Source organism: Ructibacterium sp. SJQ-7 (assembly GCF_054696575.1).
In genome coordinates this window covers 623398-648854 of record NZ_CP195193.1, presented here as the reverse complement: position 1 = coordinate 648854, position 25457 = coordinate 623398, and the positions used below count along the sequence as shown (strand labels likewise).

The 25457-nt window shown below is 42.0% G+C and carries 8 protein-coding genes; all 8 read left to right on the top strand.

What is annotated here, in order from left to right:
* Positions 1–50: 50 nt before the first annotated feature.
* The 8 genes from ACSAMO_RS02910 to ACSAMO_RS02875 all read left to right on the top strand — a co-directional run bounded on the left by ACSAMO_RS02910 (position 51) and on the right by ACSAMO_RS02875 (position 25403).
* Positions 51–2207, top strand: coding sequence for a hypothetical protein (locus ACSAMO_RS02910; protein WP_499209813.1), 2157 nt, complete (start codon positions 51–53; stop codon positions 2205–2207).
* Between the two features lie 17 nt (positions 2208–2224).
* A complete protein-coding gene (locus ACSAMO_RS02905) occupies positions 2225–4375 on the top strand; it encodes a family 43 glycosylhydrolase (RefSeq protein WP_499209812.1) in 2151 nt (716 codons plus the stop codon).
* Between the two features lie 276 nt (positions 4376–4651).
* Positions 4652–8509, top strand: a complete 3858-nt coding sequence (locus ACSAMO_RS02900; RefSeq protein ID WP_499209811.1) for a discoidin domain-containing protein — start codon at positions 4652–4654, stop codon at positions 8507–8509.
* Positions 8510–8524: 15 nt separating this feature from the next.
* A complete protein-coding gene (locus ACSAMO_RS02895; protein WP_499209810.1) occupies positions 8525–15040 on the top strand; it encodes a sialate O-acetylesterase in 6516 nt (2171 codons plus the stop codon).
* Positions 15041–15057: 17 nt separating this feature from the next.
* Positions 15058–19818, top strand: a complete 4761-nt coding sequence (locus tag ACSAMO_RS02890; protein ID WP_499209809.1) for an alpha/beta hydrolase family protein — start codon at positions 15058–15060, stop codon at positions 19816–19818.
* Positions 19819–19879: 61 nt separating this feature from the next.
* The gene (locus tag ACSAMO_RS02885) at positions 19880–21517 is read left to right on the top strand and encodes a heparinase II/III domain-containing protein (RefSeq protein WP_117967637.1); all 1638 of its coding nucleotides are present in this window, start codon (positions 19880–19882) and stop codon (positions 21515–21517) included.
* Between the two features lie 233 nt (positions 21518–21750).
* A complete protein-coding gene (locus ACSAMO_RS02880) occupies positions 21751–24465 on the top strand; it encodes an alpha-mannosidase (RefSeq protein WP_499209808.1) in 2715 nt (904 codons plus the stop codon).
* A gap of 2 nt (positions 24466–24467) precedes the next feature.
* Entirely contained in the window at positions 24468–25403 is a 936-nt protein-coding gene (locus ACSAMO_RS02875; protein WP_499209807.1) for an ROK family protein, read from the top strand.
* Positions 25404–25457 lie beyond the last annotated feature (54 nt).

The following is a 25457-nucleotide window of genomic DNA, read 5'->3' as shown; positions in this document are numbered from 1 at the left end:
CGCTTTGCATAATAACAAATATTTGCAGACGGAAAGGCTTGGAAAAGATTATGAAAAAAATTAAAAAGAAAATCAGCCTGCTGCTGTCGGCAGGTCTGACAATGTCGTGTATGGCTGCCGTACCGAATGTGAGCCTTGCAGCGGATGAGCAGATTATTCCGTTTGGCGCGGTGTGCTCGTTTGATAAGTTTACATTATCCTATAAGGACGCGCAGACGGCTGATGTGATGATTGCGTTTTCGGAGGACGGAACAAATTACGGCGAGTATCAGACGGTAAGCTTTTCAAATGACACCGATGAAACAAAGTATCTTGAAAGCACAGCTAAAGCAAAATGTGCCAAGCTCAGGGTAGGTAGCGAGGGACTGCCGAAGATTAAGCTTGAACAGATTGTACGATATTCATCGTCAAAAGCCAATGTCGGACTTGGCTCAAGAGGTATCGACGGAAATACAAAACCGATGTGGAGTGCTGCCAATGACAATTTTACTCAGTTCTTTGACGGCACATACAATGCGGACGGCTCTATAGCAAATCTCGGAAAGTGCAATCTTACAGGTCTTTATCATGATGCGATAAAAGAAGGTAAGACAACGGATAAGTCATTGGCAATGGTAGAGCTTCCTTTTGTATTTGATGAAGCTTTGGAATTTGCGTATGCGATTGTCTATATGGACGCTTCAAATGCGGCGGATTTCTATGTGCGTATTCCTGATAAAAACGCGAAAAACAGACACGAGCTTACCAAAGCGAACGATTTTGGCGAGCCAAAAACAATAGATTCAGAAACCGGCAATAAGAGCGTTTTCGTTATAAAAGCTCCGCTTTGCAATGAGGGTGAAAAAACGAACAGCGTTGATTTTTATTGGCACAACTTCCACAATTATACGGGAACGCCGGAAAACGCTATGGTGAATATGCCTGAGATAGCGTTCTACTATTACAGTCCGGTGTTTGAGTCTGAGTACATACTTCATGACGGAGCGGAGTATACTTTTGACACTCCGAAGACCTTTTCAAGGATTGTCGGAGAGCTTCCTGCGGATATGTGGTACGTTGGGATAAAGGCTGACGGCGGCGAAGCCGATTTCAGAGTGAATGAAGGCGCCACGGGTTATTTTGCGGATAATCTTATGGAGATAAAGAAAATAATCGTGCGGGGATATAACGCGGAAAATGTGGCGAAAACAAAGCTGCCGAATACAATAAGGCTTTACGGTGAGGTCAGCGATTTGGCAAAGTCGGCATACACAGTCGATAGTAATTCTGTAACCATTGAGGGAAAAGCGACAGACGCAGATTTTGGCAGTGACCCGAGAAAGGATTATATGTCTGTTGAAAAGGAAACAGGCATTGCGGCGTTGTTTGACGGAGATACACAATACAACTCATATGCTCCTTATCATCCCTTTGTCGACTCCGACCCTGACCGTCTTACGCTTAAAAGCAACAGTTCAATTACAGTAGATTTCGGCAAAAAGGCTATTGTCGATACTGTATCATACTATGCAGGACCTCAGTATACACCGAAAAAGTATGATGTTTATGTAAGCGATACAGCCGCCTTTGGCAGTAAACCGGTATTTTCAAAGTCATATGACGTGGTGGAGGGACGTCTTTCGCCGTTCGTCAATGATTATGGACCATACTACTGCGCTATGCACGAGGACCAAAATGTAACAAATGCGGAGGGACGATATATAAAGATTGCAAACAACGGAGTTTTAAAGCCCGAAAGCGACAGGCTTCAAATTGTTGACCAAAACGGCAATACAGTGGTTGATACGGTTATGAAGAATGATGCGCTGATGAACAAAAATGTAATTCTTGCAAAGGAACTCAGAGTTATGGGCGCACCGCTTGTTGAGAGCATAACAACAGGCGAACAGACTAATGAATTCACCGTTACATGTAAATATAATGACGATAACGAGGTTAAAGCGGGAGATAACAAACTTACCTTTACCGTAAGCAACGCAACTGATAAAGTTGTAAATGACATTACAATCTATGTGGCCGTTTATAACAGTGATAAAACACTGAAGAGCATAAAAATAGTAAATACTTTTAATGCTGAAGCAGGTGATGAGAATATTGAAAAGACTATTGAAAATGTTTTGGCTTTAAAGGGTGATACAGTAAGACCGTTTGTATGGAACTTAGAACAGAAGCCGCTTGCGACAATTGACGGCGTTGTAGTTCAGTGATAGGGAGGAATAGAAAAATGAAAAGAAATATAAAGAAAATCATAGCGTCAATGCTTACATCTGCTATGGCTCTTGGTGGAGCGAATATTGCGTTTGCGGTAAACTTGCCCGCTCCCGATGTCGCAGAGGGTTATACAAGATACGAAGCGGAGGACGCAGAGCTTATAAACGGCGCAAATGTCGCCAATTTCAAGTTGGAAAATCAAGCGGGGCAGTCAAACGACATAAATACAGAGGGGAATGTTGTAGGAGGCTTTAAAAGCTTGAGTTCGGCAGAAAGCTTAAATTATGATTTCAGCAATACAACATCTGTCCGCTTTACGGTAGAAAGACAAGCGGAGGGAATGGTAACTGTTATACTCGGATACCGTTCCTCTCAGGAGGTAAATATGGAGCAGCGCTGCGGCAACATTCCGATTAAGTGTAATGACGGTACTGTAAAGGAGCTTGAGGTGGGAGTTGACCCAACGGCTGACAAACCGAAAAAACAAGTATCGGTAGATGTTGATATGAAGGTCGGAACGAATACGATTTATGTTGCGGGTCCAATAAAGGGCAGCGGCTGGATAAACATCGATTATATTGATGTAGCTAATTATACAGATACGGAGAATAGGGTTGAGCCTGAGGAGAAAGAAGCTGATGATATGGGAATAAATCCACCTATAAAAACGATATATACAGCTGACCCGTCAGCACATGTATGGAAAACAGACCCCGACAAGCTGTATGTGTATCCATCGCACGACAGATACCCTCAGCAAGGCTGTAACAGAATGGACGCGTTTCATATTTACTCGACAAAAAATATGGTTGACTATACTGATGAGGGCGAGATTTTCAGTGCATACGACCTTGAATGGGGCAGAGAAGCCTTCGACAAAGACGGTAAGTTTGACGACGGCACGTTTATGTGGGCGCCCGACGCGGCATACAGCGAGAAAACAGGCAAGTATTATTTCTATTATCCACGTCCCGCGTCAAGAGCATTTAATGACGAGTGGATGGTAGGAGTGGCGGTAAGTGATTACCCTGATCACGGCTTCGTTGATGTCGGCGTGCCGATTATTGGAATAGGCGGCAGGGGAATGATTGACCCCTGCGTATTTACGGATGATGACGGCAGAAGCTATATCTATCTCGCTGGAGGCGGAACATGGATGAATGGCTGTGCGGTTGCAGAACTTAATGACGATATGGTTACGCTCAAGGAGGTTCCGAAGGTTATGATAGTCGAGGGAATTCCTGAAGAGTGGGATGAAAACGGTGTGTATATAGGAAAGGATGAAAACGGAAATCTCATAAATATGGGCGGTATTCCTGATTATCACGAAGGAACTTATGTCGTAAAGAGGGACGGCGTATATTACATGATGTATGCGGACGCGTATGTACGCAATGAGGACAATGAATACGGTACAAAGGGAGCTCATAACAGACAGCGATATGTCTATAGCACTGTAAGTCCTAAAGGACCGTGGAAAATACCGACAGGCGACAATTCCTTATCATCAGAGCCGGACGGTGCAAAGGGGGTAATACTTGACCCCGAAAGCTCGGACACCTCGCATGGCTCTATTGTGCAGTTTAAGAATCAGTGGTATATGTTCTACCACACAATGGATTTATCAGGAAACGGTGCGCTCCGCTCGTTCCAGGCGGATAAGCTTACATTCACCGATGATACCATTGACAAGGTTATACAGACAGATGGCTCGGAACTGCTTATAGGCGACCGCGAGATAATAGCGGATGCTGATGTGGTATATGAGGCGGAGGACGCTGAATTTGCCAATACAAATACGGAAGCCGCGCAGCCTAACACGGAGAAATTTGAATATAACGGAAATCAGATTACCGCTGTTACAAATCTTATGATACCGGGTGCGTACGTTGCATTTAACAATACTGACGGAGGAGAAAATGGCGGCAGAGTAAATATCAAGCTGAAGTATTCGGCAAAAACACAATGCTATGCAAAGCTTATTGTAAATGGACGCGATTACTCATTTATAAATCTAATGGGTACGGGCGGCAAGGGCTTTTTCAAGGGTGAGTCAAATATTACCGTAACAATGAAGCCGGGAGAGAATAATACAATAAGTCTTACAGAGTTTAACAGTGCTGTTTCGCTTGATAGTATTGAATTGAGATATTTGGACAAATAGTTCATTTTTAAACAGGGACTGACGCAGAATTAATGTGAAAGTCCTTGTTTTATTACAAATTAAGCTGGGCAAACCAGCTATAAAAAAATGCTGATTGACAAAGTTAACATGTATTTTTTATATCAATTTTTAAAATTTGATATAAAAATAGTAAAATGCAATAAAACCTATTGACAAATTTGATATATCATAGTACAATATAATCATATAAAACATAATAAATGATATATCAAAAAAACAAAACGGAATAATGCAATTTTGCAGTAAGGAGGAAATATGAGAAAGTTTATTAAATTTATTGCGGCAGCATGTGCGGCGGCTATCTTTACGGGTAGTGTTTCAGCCGTTTCATTTGCATCTGGAACAGGAACGAAAAGTGTAGCTATAGCCGCACAGGAGGGCACTAAATCAGTAAAGATTACTACAGAAGAGACTATACCATTTGACGGTGTAGTTATTTACGCGGTTTATGAGGGGCAGACGCTGAGCTCTGTGGAGGCAAAGACGTTTAAGGATATTTCCTCCGAGAAAGAAGGAGAAGTTCAATTTGATAAGGATTATACAAAAACAAACTCCAAGCTTTTTGTGTGGAGCAGCCTTTCAGAAATGATACCGTATAATGTAACAGTTACACCGGAGAAAGTACAGATAAACACAGTGGCAAAGGTTGAGATTTCGGGTGATAAAACAGCTCCCGCGACTTTAAATGCAACTGTATCAGCAATAAATGATTCTGGATTTGAAGATACATCCGCTTTTATATATGAATGGAAAAAGGGTGAGGAAATTCTTTCGGAAACAGGATCAATACTTGAAGATGCCGCAGAAGGCAATTATACTGTAACGTCAACCTATACCGGTACAGGCAATTACGAAGGCAGTATAACAATCGCAGCTCCGTATGTTGTAAGTCCGGAGGGAGATACAAGAGCGGATATTACCGGCGATGATACCGTAAGCGTATCAATTAATGCTTCATCACAGACGGCTCCGTCAAATCTCACTGCACAGATTTCAGCCGGCGAAACGGCTCTGGCAGTAAATGACTTTACATATGTTTGGTCGCGGAACGGCTCGCCTATATCGGGCGGCGAAAACGGCACGCTTGAAAATGTGCAGGCGGGTGAATATACCGTAGTTGCTACCGTTAAACCGGATAATGCAAGCTACAAGGGAAGTACAGCGGCTTCACAGGCTGTAACCGTTAAGGCGGTTTATACAGTAACATGGAGTGTAGAAGGAGATACTACGCAGGAAACTTACGTTGAAGGTGAAATGCCTTCATACAGCGGCACGCCTTCAAAGGATCAGACAAATACAGATACATATGAATTCACGGGATGGACTCCGGAAATTACAGCTGTAACGGGTGATATAACCTATACGGCGCAGTTCAGCGCATCAAAGAGAAGCTACAACGTAACCTATAATACGAATGGGGGTACTATTGCGAATGAAACAAATTATACAAGCTATACCTGCGGCACGGCGTTGACACTTCCGATACCGACGAGAAACGGTTATACCTTCGGCGGCTGGTATGAAGAAAGCGATTTTAACGGCACACCGGTAAAGACTATTGACGCAGAGGCTTATGGTGATAAAGAATATTTTGCAAAATGGAACTCTAATGAGCCTGATAAATTTACTATCACATGGAAGAATGATGATGGCTCGACAATTAAAACCACACAGGTCTCAAGCGGCGTAATGCCTGTGTTTGACGGCAATAATCCTACAAAGGCTGACACTGCGCAATATACATATACCTTTGCAGGTTGGACTCCAGAAGTGATTGCGGCAACAGCAGATGCCGAATATACAGCTACATTTACTCCGACCACAAGAAGCTATAAAATCACATGGGTAGTTGCAGGTAAGGAGAATAAGGAAGAGGATGTTGAATACGGTGTAACTCCTGAATACGGCGAAATGCCAACAAGAGAAGCTACGGCAGAGTACACATATACCTTTAAAGAATGGTCGCCGGAAATTGCAGCTGTAACAGGGACGCAAACTTACACTGCAACGTGGAACGAGGTTAAGAACAAATACACCGTTACATGGAAGGATGGAAACAATACACTTAAAACCGAACAAATAGCTTACGGTGAAACACCTGAATACAGTGGCGATGCACCGACAAAGGAAGGCTACAGCTATACATGGACGCCCGAGATAACGGAGGTCACAGGCAATGCGACATATACAACTAACTGGACAATCAATAAGTATACGGTTACAAATAATTCTGCAACTGATGACGATGGCACAAAGCACGGTACAATCACACTCAACGGACTTGACGGTGATGGAAAGGCGGAGTACAATAGTACTATAAAAGTAACTCCTTCAGCAGCCGAGGGTTATGAACTGAAAAAGATAACTGTAAACGGTGCAGATATTACAAAACCGGTAAATGGCGTATGGCAATTTACTATTCCCGCATCAGATGTCGCGGTAACTGCAACCTTTGAGAAGGCTGTTAAGTCCATAACTGTAGAGGGCGCTTCGCGTGTTCAAAAGGGCAAGACGTCGAATTATACCGCAAAGGTTACAGCGGTGGATGATACGGATGTTACAGCCGTATATGCATCGGATATAGAATGGTCCGTTGATGAAGCCAGCACAGGTGCAGGAACTACAATAGAAAACGGCACTCTTGCCGTAAACAGCGCTCAGACATCGGAAATTACCGTTACGGCAAAGGTTGGAGAAGTAAGCGACACAGCAACGGTAACTCCGACAACTCAAAGACCTGACGCATTGAAAATAGTTTCGGCTGAGGATATAACTAATCATCTGAGTAACAATGCAGTAGCAGTAAATGCAATAGACGGTGATACAGCGACCAATTATAATGCAATAACGCAAGATCCGTCAGAAAATCCGACAGGAAGAACGCAGACATATATGACAGTTGATTTGGGTGCTGTTAAGAAAGTTTCAAATGTTCAGATTTGGTTTTATGCAGGAAATGCAAGAAAATACAATTTTGATATAAGAGTAAGTAAAGATGGAATTTACTGGGAAAAGATAAATACATTTGAAAGCAGTGGTACTACTGCAAACGGTTTTGAAACATTTGATTTTGGAAAGACGGTGAGCGTGCGTTATGTGCGTTATGTCGGACGCGGGGCATATGCAAATGCCAATAGTACATTCATCCAATACAATGCAATTCAAGAATTTGAAGTGTATGGTTCCGATACAGCAACTGATGCAGCAGAACTGCTCACTTCATCGGATACGCAAATTACAGCCAGCGCATATCTAAATGCAGATCAGGCGCCTTCAAAGGCTGTAGACGGCGATAAAACTACTCAATGGAATGCGATGATGACAAATACAGAACCAAACACATTAACTATTGACTTATTGGCAAAGCAGTCAGTATCAGCAGTTGAATTGCTGTTCTATCAGCCATGGATAAGGTCGCATAAGTTTAAAATTGAAGTAAGCGCTGATGGCTACGAATGGATTACAGTTGCCAACTATGTCGAAAACGGTGTCGGATATACGGTAGGAGAAGCATATGATGAGGGTGAACGAATTACATTTACCGCACAGACAGCGCGTTATATTCGATTTGTAGGCTATGGTTCAACGTTGAATAATGGAACTCAAAATACTTACAATCCTGTTCGTGAGTTCAGAGTGTACGGAACAGGTCCTAAATCTTTAACTCTAACTGCATCGGCAGAAAATGAGCATGGAGGAACCACTGCGTCATATGCAGTAGACGGTATCATTGGTAAGCTTGAGGATACTACTACTGATTCCCGTTGGTTGGCAATGATGATAACAGACACCAGACCAGAAAATAAAATAACCTTTGACCTTGGCGAGGAAAAGAAAATATCAGCTGTTGCAATATCATTCTATCTGGGAAACGCAAGGTCGTATAACTTTGACATTGAGGTCAGCTCCAAAGGTGATACTTGGACAAAAGTGCTTGAAAATAAAGATAGCGGCGCAAAGGTCGATAAAGAATATGAAGCCTTTGAGTTTGAGGAAACAACAGCGCGTTATGTGCGCTATATCGGACGCGGTGCGACAGAGTTGAGCGGTGGCGTGCATAACAATTACAGCAGCTTCTGGGAATTTAGAGTATATGGATATGACAACGAGTAAAAAGGAGGAAGAATGATGAAAAATATCTACAAAGCGGTTGCGGCGGTATGCGCAATGGCAGCTCTTATGAGCAGCGTGCCCGCGCTGCCTGTGAGCGCGGATACTGTAACAAAGCCTATGTATTATGCTCAGGCGGATATGGGTGCGGCGACAGATTTTAACAGAGTTAACATTGACTTTGGAGGCAGCGCGCCTGATGAATACACCGTTGAAAGCTCAATGGACGGCAAAATATGGACTGAGCTTACAAGCAATGTTACTGAAAAAAACGCGGCTGCTGATTTCAGCTTCAACGAAGCTAATAATTGCTACGTTTACAAGGATTATAACACACGCTATGTAAGAGTTGTTTCGGATGAAGATATGTCAAAAGCGACAATAAAAATAAGCAAAACAACAGACATTGCTCCGGAGGGAAGCTCAATGCTGTTTGAAAAAAACGACGGTACAGACATAAAATCGTCAACCGACGTCGTGGATGCAAGACTTAACAAGAAGGATATTTCTGCCTGTGCATATATTTACTGGGGAAGTGCAAGCCCTGAAACATATGATTTTGAAGAAGCTAATATCATAATTCCGCTTGGAGAAGAAAAAGAGATTTCAAGATTTGAGATAGGCTCGTATTTTAATGATAAAACGAAGGCTTTTCAAAACTTCTTTGCAAAGAATTATGAAATCTCATATATAAACAGCAGCACCGAGGTACATGCAAATACAGAAGGCTGGAAACCACTTAAATCCGGAAATACTGCTTCAGGCTGGCTGACTGCCGCATTTAATCCTGTAAAAGCAACTCATATAAAGTTCAATACGAACGACAAGGGAGTTGCAGGAAGAAATAACGGCAAAATCGCAACATTTTTAAGCTACATAGGAGTATATACCTCTGCCATTGTTCCGTCAGATATGAGATATGGAAGCTATGACACTGAGGTGGAAGAAGTAGAGGATATGGGCGAGGTTGACCTTGTAATGTTTATGGGGCAAAGCAACATGGCAGGACGCGGAGAGGCGGCGGACAGTGTGGTTTGTCAAAGCGGACACGGCTATGAATTCCGCGCGATAAGCGACCCTGCAAAGCTGTATGATGTAAGGGAACCGTTTGGAGTTAACGAGAATAATGCGGCGAGCGGAGTTAACGAGCTGGGTTCAAAAAGCGGCTCGATGGTATCGGCGCTTATGGAGGAATATTATTCCTATACCGGAGTTCCTATGGTCGGAGTATCATGCTCAAAGGGCGGTAGTCAGATAAGCTTTTGGCAGCCCGGCAGTCCGGCGCTTGACGATGCTGTTTCGCGCTATAAGGCGGCAAAGCTGTTTCTTAAAAAGAATGGCTATACCGTAAGACGCAAGCTTATGGTATGGTGTCAGGGTGAAAGTGATGCAGATGTGTCAACTCCTATTGCGGACTATAAGGAAATGACGCAGAATATGGCGCAGGCTATGATAGACGAAGGCATTGAGAAATGCTTTATGGTACAAATCGGACACAAGAATGATACAAGCGGTAAATATGACCCATATATTGAGGCTCAGTCAGAACTTTGCGCTGCAGATGATCGTTTCGTAATGGTATCGGAAAAGTTTGCCGATAATCAGGCAAGTATGAAGGATTTATACCATTATCATCAGTCGGTATATAACGAAGTCGGCGCAGATGCTGGTAAGAATATAGCTGCTTACTACGGAGATACAACAAAAAATCTTCCGTCAACTATAAATATAATTGATAAACTGAGAACCAATACGGAAGCGGGAGTTACAATAGACGGCGATACGGACGGTGTTGTAATTGCAGCGCTTTATGACAAAAACGGCGCACTTGAACAGAGTAAAATTGTAGATAAAATTGACAAGGCTACTACAGTAAAATTTATCACTTCGGAAAACAGCAAAACAATTAAACTTTTCAACTGGAATAGCCTTAGTGAAATGCAGCCGATAGGTGAGAGCAAAAGTATAAATATAAATGGAATAGATATAAAAACCTCGGCAACAACAAGCGACTTCCTCTATGGAAGCTATGAGGACAGTACAAAGTACGAACATGCTATGCCGTACAGATATATCCTGCCTGTCAATTATGACAGCAGTAAGGAGTATCCGATACTTATGTATCTTCATGGCGCAGGCAGACGCGGAAACGACAATGAAAATCAGTTAAATAACCCGAAACCGCTGTTTGACAGACTGTTGAGTGAGGAGAACATAAACAAATATCCTTGTATAATTGTCGCTCCGCAGTGTCCTGAAGGTGAGCAATGGGTTGACACACCATGGGGCAAGGGAACATATAAGGTAAGCGAAGTTCCTGTAAGCGATGAGCTGAGTATGGCAAAAGATATTATTCTTGATTTTGAAAATCGCTTCAGCGTAGATACTGACAGAGTTTATATAGCCGGACAGTCAATGGGCGGCTACGGAACATGGGATATGATTATGAGAAACCCCGATATGTTTGCGGCGGCAATACCGCAGTGCGCCGCAGGTGATGTGACACAGGCGGAAAGTCTTAAAACAATGGCTGTATGGGCGCATCACGGTGAAATTGATGACACCGTTCCTTTAAGCGGCTCAAGGGAAATGGTGGCGGCTCTTAAGGAGGCAGGCTCAACGAATGTGAGATACACTCAGTATCCAAGCATAAGCCATGAGGTACAGATTGAGACATTTAAGGAACCGGATTTGCTGTCATGGTTATTCTCAAAAAGCCTGACGTCAAATGCAAATGTTAAGGATGATTACACTTATCTTAAGGTTAATGATGTGCTTGTAAGAGAGTATACAGAGGAGAATCCAAGACCTGTTAAGCAGGACGGTAAGGTATATGTAAGCGCAGAATATATAGCATCAGAGCTTGGTATGACATATGAGAACAGCACAATGACAAAGGGTGAAAAATCACTCACTCTTACTGATGGAAACAGCATAACATCAGATGGCGTTGTTATGGTTGACTCGGCAGCTTTGGCGGAAACTCTTGGGCTTGCAAGAGAGTTTGACGAGGTGTCAAATACGCTTTCGTTCAAAGCGAATACCCAGCGTAATGGAGCGCTTGAAATTAAAGAAGTTACAGCGAGCTCACGTCTTACAGACGGAAACGAGCAGTATGCGGCAGACGGCAAGCCTGACACGCGCTGGACGGCGATTGTACAAGGCGCTGAAACAACTAACACCCTGACAGTAGACCTCGGTACAATAAGAGGTGTAGAGAAAGCGTCTATTATGTTCTATCTCGGCAATGCGAGAAAGTATGATTTTGATATAGAGGTCAGCACAGACGGAAGTACATATACAAAGGTAAAGACCTTTACAAGCAGCGGTACTACAAACGACTTTGAGGATTTTGTATTTGATCAACCTGTAAATGCGAGATGTGTAAGATATGTAGGACGCGGCTCGACAGTAGTGGCTAATAGTTCACATAACGATTATAACAGCTTCTGGGAATTTGAGATATATGGTTCAGAAGAGCCAATAGAGGATCCGAATGCACCTCAGGTATTTAAGGAGCTGAAAATAAACTCGGCAGAAGCAAATGCAGAGAGCATTGATTCAGGCAAAGGCATAGGTTATGCTTCTCAGGCGATAGACGGTATTGTAACTGATGCAAGCCGCTGGTCTGCTATGGTGACAACGGCAAAGCCTGAGAATACGGTAACTTTCGATTTTGGAGAAATAAGATGTGTCAGCTCCGTTGATATTGCCTTTTATGCATCGTCAGCAAGAAAGTATGATTTTGATATAAAGGTCAGCAATGACGGACAAAAATGGAAGAAAGTTAATACCTATGCGAGTGATGGAAAAACGCAGGAACTTAAATTCGAGAGATTCGAATTTGAAAAAGTAAATGCGAGATATATTCAATATTGCGGACGCGGTGCTACTGTTAACGGTGGCGGAACCAATCCATACAACAGCTTCTATGAGTTTAAGGCGTTCGGATATGATAAAGCGGATAAAGACGCACCCAATGCTCCTTCGTTTGCTGACCCTAATATCACAGTTGTGCGTGATGATGACAACACCACGTATGACAGCATAGGTCTTACGTGGACATATGACGGCGAAGCGGAAGACGCTCCGAAATACTATCGTGTTCAGCGTGTAATGGATGGCGTAGTGGAATTTGAAACCGACGGAGAAGTATCAACGACAAGCTATGTTGATAAAGGCAGTGCACAAAGACCGCAGTACGGTCCGTATGAGGCTGATTACAGTCAACAGGATAATGGCAGATATTATATATCGGATTTGAATGACACCACGAAGAGTTTGAGTGATGCGGGAGATACTACAAAGATCTATGAGGCATATGAGGGAATTCCGCTTGTTTCTGGCGGTGAATACGGATATATTGTAAAGGGCTATAATGCCGCAGGAGAGGTTGTTGCTCAAAGCGCTTTGACACCGCTAAAGACAATGGAAAAGGAAAACACAGCGTCATTGGTATTCAGCGGCGAACCGAGTACAGAGCTTGAAGGCTACAATATGTCGGTAAGTTACGTTAATAATATGAGCAGAGTGGATGGAATTTTGGATCAAAATGACCGAACAAAGGTGCTTACAAAAGGCTCCTGCTGGAATTTTAATCCTAAGACGGGCGACAATATAACAACGAGCGACATTCTAAATTCTAATTTGGGACTTAAATTTGATGATAAAAGCGGTCTTATGAATGCAGAGGAGGACAACTGGTATCTTCTAAAGATTACATGGGGCGCAGAGTTCTTTAATCCGAGTTCTACAATAAGAATGAACCTTCAGAGAACTGCAAATACTACCGGTTATAATCCTGAGCTGAACGCAGTGAAGCCTGCCAATGCAAACTCCGACTATTGGAAAAACTTCCTTCAGTTGGAGTCGGGCAGTATGGCGAGAAATCACAAGTGGTACACCAGAGAAGTGGCATATTGCGGAAAAAACAGCCACAGTATAAATGTGAATGACGTTCTGTCTGACATTGCGATAAACTCATACCCCAGCGGTATGTATGGACACGTATATATCAAGTCAATCGAAATCTCGCAATGGGATGGACCGGAGGAAAGACCGTTTGAAATACATATGCCGTCAATGTTCACGGATAATATGATTATCCAGCGTGATAAGGAAATTAACATCTGGGGACGACTTGACGGTACGCCGCGGAATGACGATAAAACCTATAAGTCGGCAACGGTAACGGCAATACTTAAAGATGAAGGTGGCGCAGAAGTAGCAAGCAATACTGCAACATCTGCCGCAACAAGAGCAGGTGACTGGACAATAACATTACCTGAACAATCGTATCAGGTAGACAAAACTTACACTCTTGAACTTACAGCTACAGCGGGTGATGCAACATCAAAAACAACTACAATCAGCAATATTATATTTGGTGATGTTTACCTGTGTGCCGGACAATCAAATATGAGATACGGTTATGAATATCCGTATTGGACTGACTACCATAATGATGTTGACAGCGGCTTGCTTGATAATGAAAATATAAGAATTATATCAAATGAAAACAATACGGTATCAAATTATTGGGAAACAGACACTGTCGGCTGGAAACAGTCAAACACTCAAAGCATACAGGACCTTAAATTCTCGGCGACAGCTTCGTATTTCGGAAAGCATCTGTATGGCGACAACGGCCATATTCCGATTGGCTTAATATCCTCGGCAGTCGGCGGCGCAAGCATAGAAACATTCCTTGTAAACCAGGTGGATAATGGCAATGGCGCACAGTTTGGTAATTCTGCGCTGTATAAAAGACTGATATATCCATATACAAACTGGGAAAACAGTGAGACAGGAAAAGGTATTCAGCTTGCCGGAGTGATTTGGTATCAGGGCGAAGCTGATGCCAACAGCAGCAAGATAACTATGCCGGCATATACAAAGGCTATGGAATCAATGGTAAGTGATTACCGCACGGTATTTAATGACGATAGTCTTCCGTTTATGTATGTTCAGCTTGCCGCATTTGATAATCCGGGCGGCGAATACGCAGCTATGCGCGAGGCGCAGTTTAACTATATGATAGGCAAGAATACCACTAACGGAAAACCTGAAAATGTAGGTATGGCGGTTATTACAGATAATACTGACAACATAAAGGATATTCACCCGAGAAATAAGAGTGAGGTCGGCAGAAGATTGAGCCTGTGGGCGAGAAAGCTTGTATATAATGAGGAAAATCTTGAATATACAGGACCGATATTCAAGGCCGTAGAGCAGGTGACAACAGAGGACGGTACAAAAGCGCTGAAAATCACCTTTGAGGACTATTCTGTTATGAATGGACTTAAGCTTAAAGACAACACACTTGTCGGTATGACGCTTGCGGGTGACGATAAAGAGTTTAAGACGGTATCTGGCTATGAGCTTGCGGATGATAATAAGAGTATCATTGTATGGAGTGATGATATAAGTGAACCGAAATATGTTAATTACGGTTATTACAAGCTTCCGACAGACGCAACGTTGTTTAACAATGATGATTTGCCGGCATCGGCATTCAGAAATTATGAGGATTAAGAAAGGATATGAAAGCAATGAACAAAAAAAGATTTATTTCATGGCTGTTATCAGCCTCAATGCTGATGCCATTAGGTATGTTTAATACGGCATTAGCGGCAGACCATCAGGAAGGCGCGCATGATTTCGGAGACCCATTTGCGCCGTATGTAGATACAAAGCTTGTTTTGAAGTCTCAGATTAAAGAGCCGGAAACAATATTGCATACATCAAAGAAAGTGCTTGGGAGTGACGCAGTTACGGCTGATATTATAGAATCATCAGCGCAGTTCTACACAAGAGATAACGGCAACAGCGGTCTTAATGACGGCGAATATAAGACTATAAATAATATAACCGAAAAGAGTGAATACGGAAATATAAAAAATAAGATGTTCGCATATATGTATGAGCCGGCAGCAGAAGGAACATACCCTGCTATATTATTTCTGCATGGCGGCGGCGGTACAGCCGACACGCTTAAGGAACGCGCAAAGGATTTTGCGGCAAAGGGTTATGTAACAATGGCAATAGACATTCCTGCGCTGACAGGAAGTGTGGGAACGGTCACAGTAAATGGCGTTGAGGAAACACGCTCGGACGGACAATACATAGGAAATGACAATTACCGCTTTAATATTACGGAAAAGGACGGCGGAGCGAAGAACTCTAACCTTGTTGACGCTGAAGTAGGCGTAATACAGGCGTTCAATTATCTTGCGTCAAATTCAAAGACAGACACAGACAAAATGGGCATTATGGGAAGCTCATGGGGCGGATACTCAACGACCTTTGTAACAGGTATTCTCGGCGACAAGGTAAAGGCAGCTTATTCGCAGTACGGTTCGGGCTTCTACGGTCCTACATCTGATGGCACAAAGTACGAGAGCTTCTGGACAGACAATGGATATTTTCCGAAAGATGAGTTTGCCATTGAGGAATGGTACAGCTATCTTGATCCTTCGGCTTATCTTGAAAATATAACGGCAAACTACTATATGGACGCTGCGGCAAAGGACACCTTCTTCAGACCCAAATCAGTTGAAGCTACCTTGAATAAAGCAGCAAATATGGGTAATGCGGCAAGCGCAAATCACGTATGGAGTTATAATTCGAGTCACGAAAGTATAAGCGGAAGTGACTCAGTATATACCTTTATGGATTATTACCTTAAGGGGCAGGGAACAGCTCCGTCAAAAACGGAAATAACAAAAACTGTTTTGCAACAGGATGGTACAAATAAAGTTCATATAAAGGTAAATTCTGATGCAGATCCGTTTTCCGTAAAGCTCGTATATAGTAAAAACAATGCTGCATATACGGCAAGAGAATGGAAGACTATGGATACCGTAAAGGAAAATGATGAATATACAGCGGTTATTCCGGCAGATGTAGTTGCTGACGGAGTAGAATACTATGCACTAACGCGCGATAGCGACAAAGCGATGTATTCATCAAGTATGATGAAAACAGGCTTCACTCAGAAGGTATCTGTTGACGGAACACCGTCATTTACGCTCAATAATCAAAATGTGTATTTCCTGGGTAAGGGCGAATTTGCTGCTAAGGTCCCGGTTGTAAATAATGACGACGCGGAGGCGAGCGATGTAAGAGTTCTGCTTGCTCTCTACGAGAATGGTTCATTAAAGGAGGTTAACTCCTCAGATACAACTCAGCTAACTGCGGGAGAAAGAAAAGAAATTTCTGTTTCGGTAGGAATTGACGCGGAGGATGTGTCAAATTATACCGCAAAGATTTTTGTATGGGACAGCATCGAGGGGATGAGACCGTATTCAAGAACATATAATCTTGCCGATACGGATACTGCTCCGACAGCTCCTGAAAATCTTGAGGTTGTACGCAGTACAATTAACGGTATAGAGCTTGCATGGGACGAGGCAGAGGACAATATTGCTGTCGAAGGTTATAATGTATACAGAAGAACGGACGGTACCTACGAAAAAATAGCTTCACTTTCAGGTAATGCGCTATCATATACTGATACAATGATAGAAGTAAATGAAAGTTATCAATATGCGGTTTCAGCCTTTGACGCAAGCGGTAATGAGTCGGAAAAGGCAGAAGTTAGAGCGGAGTCTGTAGAGGGTGCTAAGGTTGTATTTGACGCATTTGACGATGGCTCAAGCAATACAGTCACAGGAGAAAAAATGCAGGCGGTACTCCATACAAGAGAAGGCAGTCCTGTATCTATAGAAGAAGACCATAAGCCTCTTCAGGACGAAACAACATTGAACTGCTTGAAGGTTGAAAATACAGTCGGCGGAACGTATATTCAGCTTAAGGTTGACGATAACTATATCAATTCAGAGCTTGACAGCAGAGTGGCTGTAATGGTTACATTTGATGAGGTTGGATTTGATAATATTCGTATGCAGTACAATGCGGCGGACGGTACAAACAATAAGGGTGTGGTTGTACGTAAAAAGCTGAATGAACAGCGCTGGATGACACATACATATATTATAGAGGACGCTGCATTCGCAAATGCGCTCGGCGGCTATGATTTAAGACTTAACTTTGATAATGATACAAACTATATCCGTATGATTCAGATTGTAAATCTGTCAGATGATTTCAGCGCAATTTCTGCAGGAGTTGATTCAATAAAGCTTGCGTGGAAGACGGTAGAAAATGCGCAGGCATACAGCATTTACAGAGACGGTGAATTTGTAGAGATGGTTGATGCGCCGGCAAGAAGCTATGAAGATAGCGGTCTTACAATTGATACTGAGTATGAATACAGACTAATAGCGCATATAGGAGGAACAGAGCCGACTATAAGCGAAATAACCGCGTCAACTCTTAAAAAGGTTGCCGCTGAGGTTGATTTTGCTAATGGAACTGAAAGCAATATGAGAGCAACTGCAACGGGCTTTGAGGAGGAAGTAATTGACGGAATAAAAGCGTTTACAACTGAGTCAAATGCTAATACTTTAAAACTTGCTGTTGACAATACAGCTGTAACAGGCAAGGGACACAGACTTGTAATCTTTAAGTATAATGACTGCGGAAATAAGCTGAGAATGCGTGTTTCAATGATAAATCCTGCCATTGACCGCGCGCATTATTTCAGCACAACCGGAACAGGAAAGTGGGAAACAGCATCGGTATTAATACCTGACGCGTCATTCAATAACAATGCTGAAGATATTCAGCTTAAATCAGCAGATAACCTGAAATATGCAATAGCAGATGTAAAGCTTTCAGACTGTCCGTCATATGAAGTAGGCGGATACTATTTGAACGGTATTGTTTCAGGTGTAACTGTTGCAGATGATATGCTTAACACTACAATGGCTTCGTTAAGCACAGCAAATGAAAAAATGAGCGTAGAGGTTGCCGAGGTTGATGGCGAGAAAGCAATTAAGCTAAACTCAACTGATGTTAATAACGGTAATAAACGCGCAGAAATCAGGCTTGTACCGGATTATCGTTTTTTGGGTCAGGCATATGGCAATGCGAAACTTCCAAGTGAAAAGGATTATACCGAGGAAAATGCAGCGCAGGTAAGACCTGTAACAGTTAAGGTTACATACTACGCGAACAACACAAACGGTGCGCTTTATGTAAAGGGTGCAAAGAAAAAGGCAGAAGACGGCAGCATTTATTGGCCTGACAATGACGCTTCGCTCTCACTCATAGGCAGCGGCGAATGGAAAACAGTAAAGATTAATATTGATGATTACTATGTTAAGGGAACTTCAGAATCCACATTCAGCCCTATTCAGTTTATTGCTTCGGCTGTTCCTGAGAATGAGGATATAATTATCGGCAAAATTGAGGTAACTTACCGTGATTACAGCACAAAGCTGGGAGAATATAGCTTTGCTGACCCCGATAATGCAGAAGCGCTTACAATGACGGCTGACGAGGGAATAACAGTTGACGACGGGGCGGCTACTATAACAGGAACCGATAAATCACTTCATTTTGCGGTTGACAAAAATGTTGTATCAGGTCAGAAGGACAGACTTGTTACCATAACATATCATGATGGCGGCATGGCTGATATACCTGTAAGAGTTTCAATGATAAATACCGCTATAGACGGCGCGCACTATTTCTATACAGCCGGAACAAACCGCTGGGAAACAACTACTGTTCTTATTCCGGATGCTCAATTTGGTGGAATGGACAGTGATATAACTATCAGATTGACCAGAAGTGACGGTACTATCAAAATTTCAAAGGTTGAGTTGTTTGACGGCAGCGAACATGAGGACAGAACCGAGGATATGGGCGCGACAGGAGCAACAGGCATTCGTTCGGGCTTGACAGCGTATAACGGTATGTTCAACAGCTCGCTTGCAACGTGGAAAACAAACGATGTAACCTCCTTTGTACCTGAAAAACTTGATGACGGCACATATGGTATCAGAATAAAATCATCACAGGAAAATGAGCGCGCGGAATTTTCTATAGTACCGGATTACCGTTATCTCGGACTTACGCAAAAGAGTGAGTCTGTATCTGATGGTGTAAAAACTCCTATAAAGGTACGAGTAACATATAAAAAGAACGCGGGTACGATGTTTATAAAATGTACCGAGCTTAACGAGGAAGAAAACGGCTTGGTGATGACATCGGAAGACAATCAGCAGAGAATAGTGCTTGGAAGCGGAGATGGCGAATGGATAACTGCTGAAGTGGATTTGGATAATTTCTATATGGTCGGAGGCTCAACGAAGCGCGATTCGTATATACAGTTTGTAACAAACGCTGCAACAGGAGGGACTCTTATCAAATCAATTGAAATTATAAATAAAATAGTAGAATAATGCAGAATAAAACACCACAGAGCTATCTGTTCTGTGGTGTTTTCTATAAAGGGGTAAAAGTATGCAGGTAAATGATTTTAAGGCTATAAAAAATATGTCTTGTTTAGAGAAAAATTTAGCTTATATAAGGTCAGAGTACAAAAAATTCAGAGATATGGAAATGCCTGAACTGACTGAGGAATTATTTAACTATTTTTATGCAACAGGTCAGCGACAGGAATATGAACAAAAGTATTTTGTGCGTCGGGGCGCACTGCTAATGTCGGCTATGATGTGCTTTATTTACGGTGAAGATGAACATTTTGAGACGCTTTTACGAATTATAAATGATATATGCGCTGAAAAGACTTGGGCATTTCCGGCACATATGTCAGAGGGGACGTTACATCCCGAACGTGTGATTGACCTGTTCTCTGCGGAAACAGGTCATGCGCTCACGGAGATATGCGAATTTCTCGGCAGTAAATTGCCTGTGGATATTATCGAAAAAATCAGAGTTGAGGTAGAGACACGTATTATAAATCCATTTATAGAAGAAATTTTCCCTTGGGAAACATTTAATCATAATTGGGCTGCGGTTTGCGGCGGAGCTGTCGGAATGACATTTCTTTATGCGTTCCCTGAAAAATTTAATCTGGTAGAGAAACGCATTAACGGTGCGCTTAAGTCATACCTTTCGGGCTTTGGAGACGATGGAATTTCTACTGAGGGCTTAGGTTATTGGAATTATGGATTTTGGTATTTTACAGGCTTTGCTGATTTGTATAAGGAACGCTGCGGCGTGGATCTTATGAATAATTCAAAGGTGAAAAATATTGCTATGTGTCAGCAGAATATGTTTTTGACGGACAATAGTGTAATAAGCTACGGAGATTGCGTAAGACACGAACAGTATCATTCCGGACTTGCACATTATCTGAGAAATCGTTATGGCAGCGATATAAGAATTATAAATGACAAAATTTCGTCAGGAGTAGACCATTGCTACAGATTTCTTTCCTGCACGAGAACCTTTATGTGGACTGATAAAAACTTGGCGGGACTCAAAGAAGCCAAACCATCAGAAAGCTATTTTAAGGATGCGGAATGGTATATAAATCGTAAAGCAAAATTCGCATTTACGGCAAAAAGTGGCAGCAACGGCGGAAATCATAATCACAATGATGTCGGCAGTTTTATAATCGCGGGTGAAGAAGGACAGCTTATAGCGGATTTTGGTTCAGGCGAATACACTCACGAGTATTTTAATGAAGGACGGTATGATTACCTTTGTAATTCTTCAAGAGGACATAATGTTCCTATAATAGACGGCAAATATCAATCCGCCGGACAGAGTTTCAAGGGAAAGGTCATATGGAATGGAGCTGGAGTTTTTGAACTGGATATGGCAGAAGCGTATGCTGGTGTCATAAAAAGACTTAAACGAAAATTCAATCTGAATGATAACTATATTGAACTTACCGACGTTTTTGAATTTAATGATGACTCAAAGCATGATATAACAGAGCGCTTTGTTTCGGTAATAAAGCCTAAAATAACAGACGGAAAAGTTGCTATAGGCAGTATGGTGATTGAATGTGATGAAACTCCGATACTAGGCAGTGAGCATTTGCAAAATCATGCGGCAGAGGACGATGTGCTCTATTTTGTAGATTACAAATCAAATACAACTTTTAAAATAAAATTTATTATGCAATAAAAAAGCGGATGTTGAAGTGAATTACTCAAAGGAAATACGCATACTGCTTTTATGATATGCGTATCTTTTTTTGTAATTGTTATATATGAAATAATGAATAATATCTGTGCATTTGATATAAAAAATATCAAATGCATGTTGACTTTGATATGATATAATGGTATAATATCAATATAACAAATATAACAAACTCACATAAATGTTTTGAAAATATTCGGAAAGGTGGTATAACAATGAGTAAAAACATACATATAATATCACATTCACACTGGGACAGAGAGTGGTATCTTCCTTTTGAGGAACATAGAATGCGATTGGTTGAGCTTGTTGACAAGTGTATGGAACTGTTTGAAACTGACGGTTCCTTTAAGAGCTTTCATCTGGACGGTCAGACTATAGTGATTGACGATTATCTGGAGATTAAGCCGGAAAACAGAGATAAGTTAATTAAGTATGTCAAAGAGGGCAGATTTATTATAGGTCCCTGGTATGTTCTGCAGGACGAATTTTATACAAGCGGAGAATCCAACGTAAGAAATCTGCTTATAGGTATGAAATCTGCTGAAAAGTACGGCGGTATGTGTAAAATGGGTTATTTCCCTGACGCGTTCGGCAATGCAGGGCAGATGCCGCAGATTTTAAAACAGGCGGGAATGGAGACGGTTACTTTTGGCAGAGGTGTGCGTCCTGTTGGTTTTGATAACGAAGTTCAGGCAAATGGCAGCTATGAATCACCATATTCTGAAATGATATGGCAGTCGCCGGACGGTACGCCTATTCTCGGAATTTTATTTGCTAACTGGTATAATAATGGCAATGAAATCCCGACAGATGTGGAAACTGCAAAGGCATACTGGAATGAGCGCATTAAGAATGCTGCGAGATTTGCCTCAACGGATGAATACCTGATGATGAACGGCTGCGATCATCAGCCGGTTCAAACGGATATAGGTGAAGCTATTGAAACCGCGTCAAAGTTATATCCGGACATAAACTTCATACATTCCAATTTCCCTGATTATATAAAAGCATTAAATGATAATCTTTCTGATGATTTAACGGTAGTAAAAGGCGAGCTTACAAGTCAGGATACCGATGGCTGGACAACGCTTGTTAACTGCGCATCCTCACATGTATATTTAAAGCGCATGAACCGAAAATGCGAATCGGCGCTTGAAAATGAAGCTGAGCCTATATGCGTTATATCGTCTCTTTTTGGACAGAGTTATCCTGCTGACGAGCTTGAATATTCATGGAAAACCCTTATGCAGAATCATCCGCATGATAGTATTTGCTGCTGCAGTGTTGACGAGGTACAGCAAGAAATGGTAACGCGCTTTAATAAGAGCAAGCAAGTGGCTGATTATCTTATAAGTGAAGGAAAGAGCTATATAGCAGATAAAATTGATACTTCTGTGTTTGAAAAATATTGTGAGGCTATACCGTTCTCGGTATTTAATACAACTGGCAGAGAGAGAACGGGCGTTATATCGGTGGATTTGGATATAGTGCGTAAATCAGGTTGGCTTAAAAAATGTGCATATGAAATAGACGAGATTACCGTACCCGAATACAAACTTATTGATGCGGACGGCAGTTCAATTCCGTTCAGACTTGAGGATTTAGGTGTAACATTTGGTTTTGATTTACCTAAGGATAAGTTCAGACAGCCGTATATGGCAAGAACGGTGCGTATAACTTTTGAAGCAGAGAATGTACCCGTAATGGGATATAGAACATATGCGCTTGCAGAGGGCAGTGATATAGATACAAAGGAAACACTTGTCACAGGCGAAAACCGTATGGAAAACAGTGTAATAAGCGTGCAGATAAACGGCAACGGAACTCTCGACATAACCGATAAGATGAGCGGCAGAATATATAGAGGTGTCGGTTATTATGAAGAAACAGGCGACATAGGTAACGAGTATATGTATAAGATGCCTGAAGGAACAGAGCCGATAACAACAAAGGGAGATAATGCTAAAATTGAGCTTGTAGAGAACGAACCGTTCAGAGCTGTTTATAAGATTACAAATACAATAACAGTTCCCGAAGCAGGCGATGAAGCATTTGAGGACGAAAAGCGTCACATGGTATTTTTTAAAGAAAGAAAAGGCGGAAGAAGTAAAAATACTGTCGAGCTTACAATAGAAACTTATGTATCTCTTGATAAGCATGGAAAAGGCGTAAAAATAAAAATAGTATTTGACAATAGGGCAAAGGATCATAGAGTCAGAATAATGGTGCCGACCGGTATAGACTCCAAGGTACATAGTGCAGATTCTGTATTTGAGCTTGTTACGAGAAATAATTGTCATAATGCTTGCTGGGATAATCCGAGCGCCTGCGAGCATGAACAGGGATTTGTGAGTATAGACGACGGCGAAAGTGGCATAGCTGTTGCTAATATTGGTCTTTATGAGTACGAAATGCTGCCCGACATGAATAATACGCTTGCAATAACACTTCTGAGAGCTACGGGCGAAATGGGTGATTGGGGAGTATTCCCGGCACCTGAGGCACAGTGTATAGGCATAAGCGAGACAGAAATAGAAATTGTGCCGTTCAGCGGAAATATTATAAACAGCAAAGCCTATGAAGAATGTTATCAGTTCCGTGTGGATATGCCTGTTGCAACAACGAGCTTGCATAAAGGCAGTATGCCGGATAAATATTCAATGCTTGACTGGAGTGGAGAAGGTTTGACGCTTACAGGACTAAAAGCAAAACAGGATTCTGATGATATTATTATCAGATGGGTGAATTTGAGTGATAAGCCTACTGTATTGACGATAAAGAAGACAGAAGTAATAAACAACCTATATCAGAGTAATATCATCGAACAGCGTTTTACGGATATTGCCGCAAAAGATAACGAATACTTTAATATCGAGGTAAAACCGTATGAGATTTTGACAGTCGGAGTTGAGAGAAAGGAAGCGTAATAATGTATATAGGAATAGACCTTGGCGGAACAAATATAGCCGCCGGCATTGTAAGAGAAGATGGAAAAATTGTTGTGCAGTCTTCAGTACCGACGCTTTCTCAAAGACCTACAGATGAAATTGTAAAGGATATGGTATTTTTGTCAAAACAGCTTATAAAGGATGCGGAGCTTGAATTGAACGATATTGAGGCTGTCGGAATAGGCTGTCCGGGAACAATTAACTTTGAGACAGGCGAGGTTATTTATTCAAATAACATAAAAATGGAGCATTATATGCTTGCGAAGGAGTTTCAAAAATATCTTAATTTGCCTGTCAAGATTGATAATGATGCAAACTGTGCCGCTATGGGAGAGTATATTGTGAGTGGTAACAATGTTCCTATATTTATGTTTATAACGCTCGGAACAGGTGTTGGCAGCGGACTGATTTTGAATGGGAAGGTGTTTCGCGGTTTTAACGGAGCTGCGAGCGAAGCAGGGCATATTACTCTTGTTTCGGGCGGAGAACCGTGTACTTGTGGAAAACGTGGTTGCTGGGAGACGTATGCTTCGGTAACGGCGCTTATACGTCAGACTAAAGTAGCAATGGAGAAAAATCCTGAAAGCCTTATGCATGAAATCGCCAAGGCAGAAGGCAAAATTTCGGGCAGAACGTCTTTTGATGCGGCAAAGCAGGGTGACAAAGCTGCGCAGGCTGTTGTAAAGCAGTATGCTCAGTATGTTGCGGATGGAATTGTGAGCGTAGAGAATGTATTGCAGCCCGACATTATATCTGTAGGCGGAGGAATAAGCAGGGAGGGCGAGTATCTTTTGCAGCCTGTATGCGAATATGCAGCAGCAAACGGCTTCAATAAATTTATGCCTAAAACAAAAATTGTAACGGCACAATCCTTTAATGACGCGGGAATAATCGGCGCGGCTATGATTGCAAAATAAATATTGGGAAAAGAAGATGCCGATAAAATACTTTCTTTTCTATTCAAATTTAGA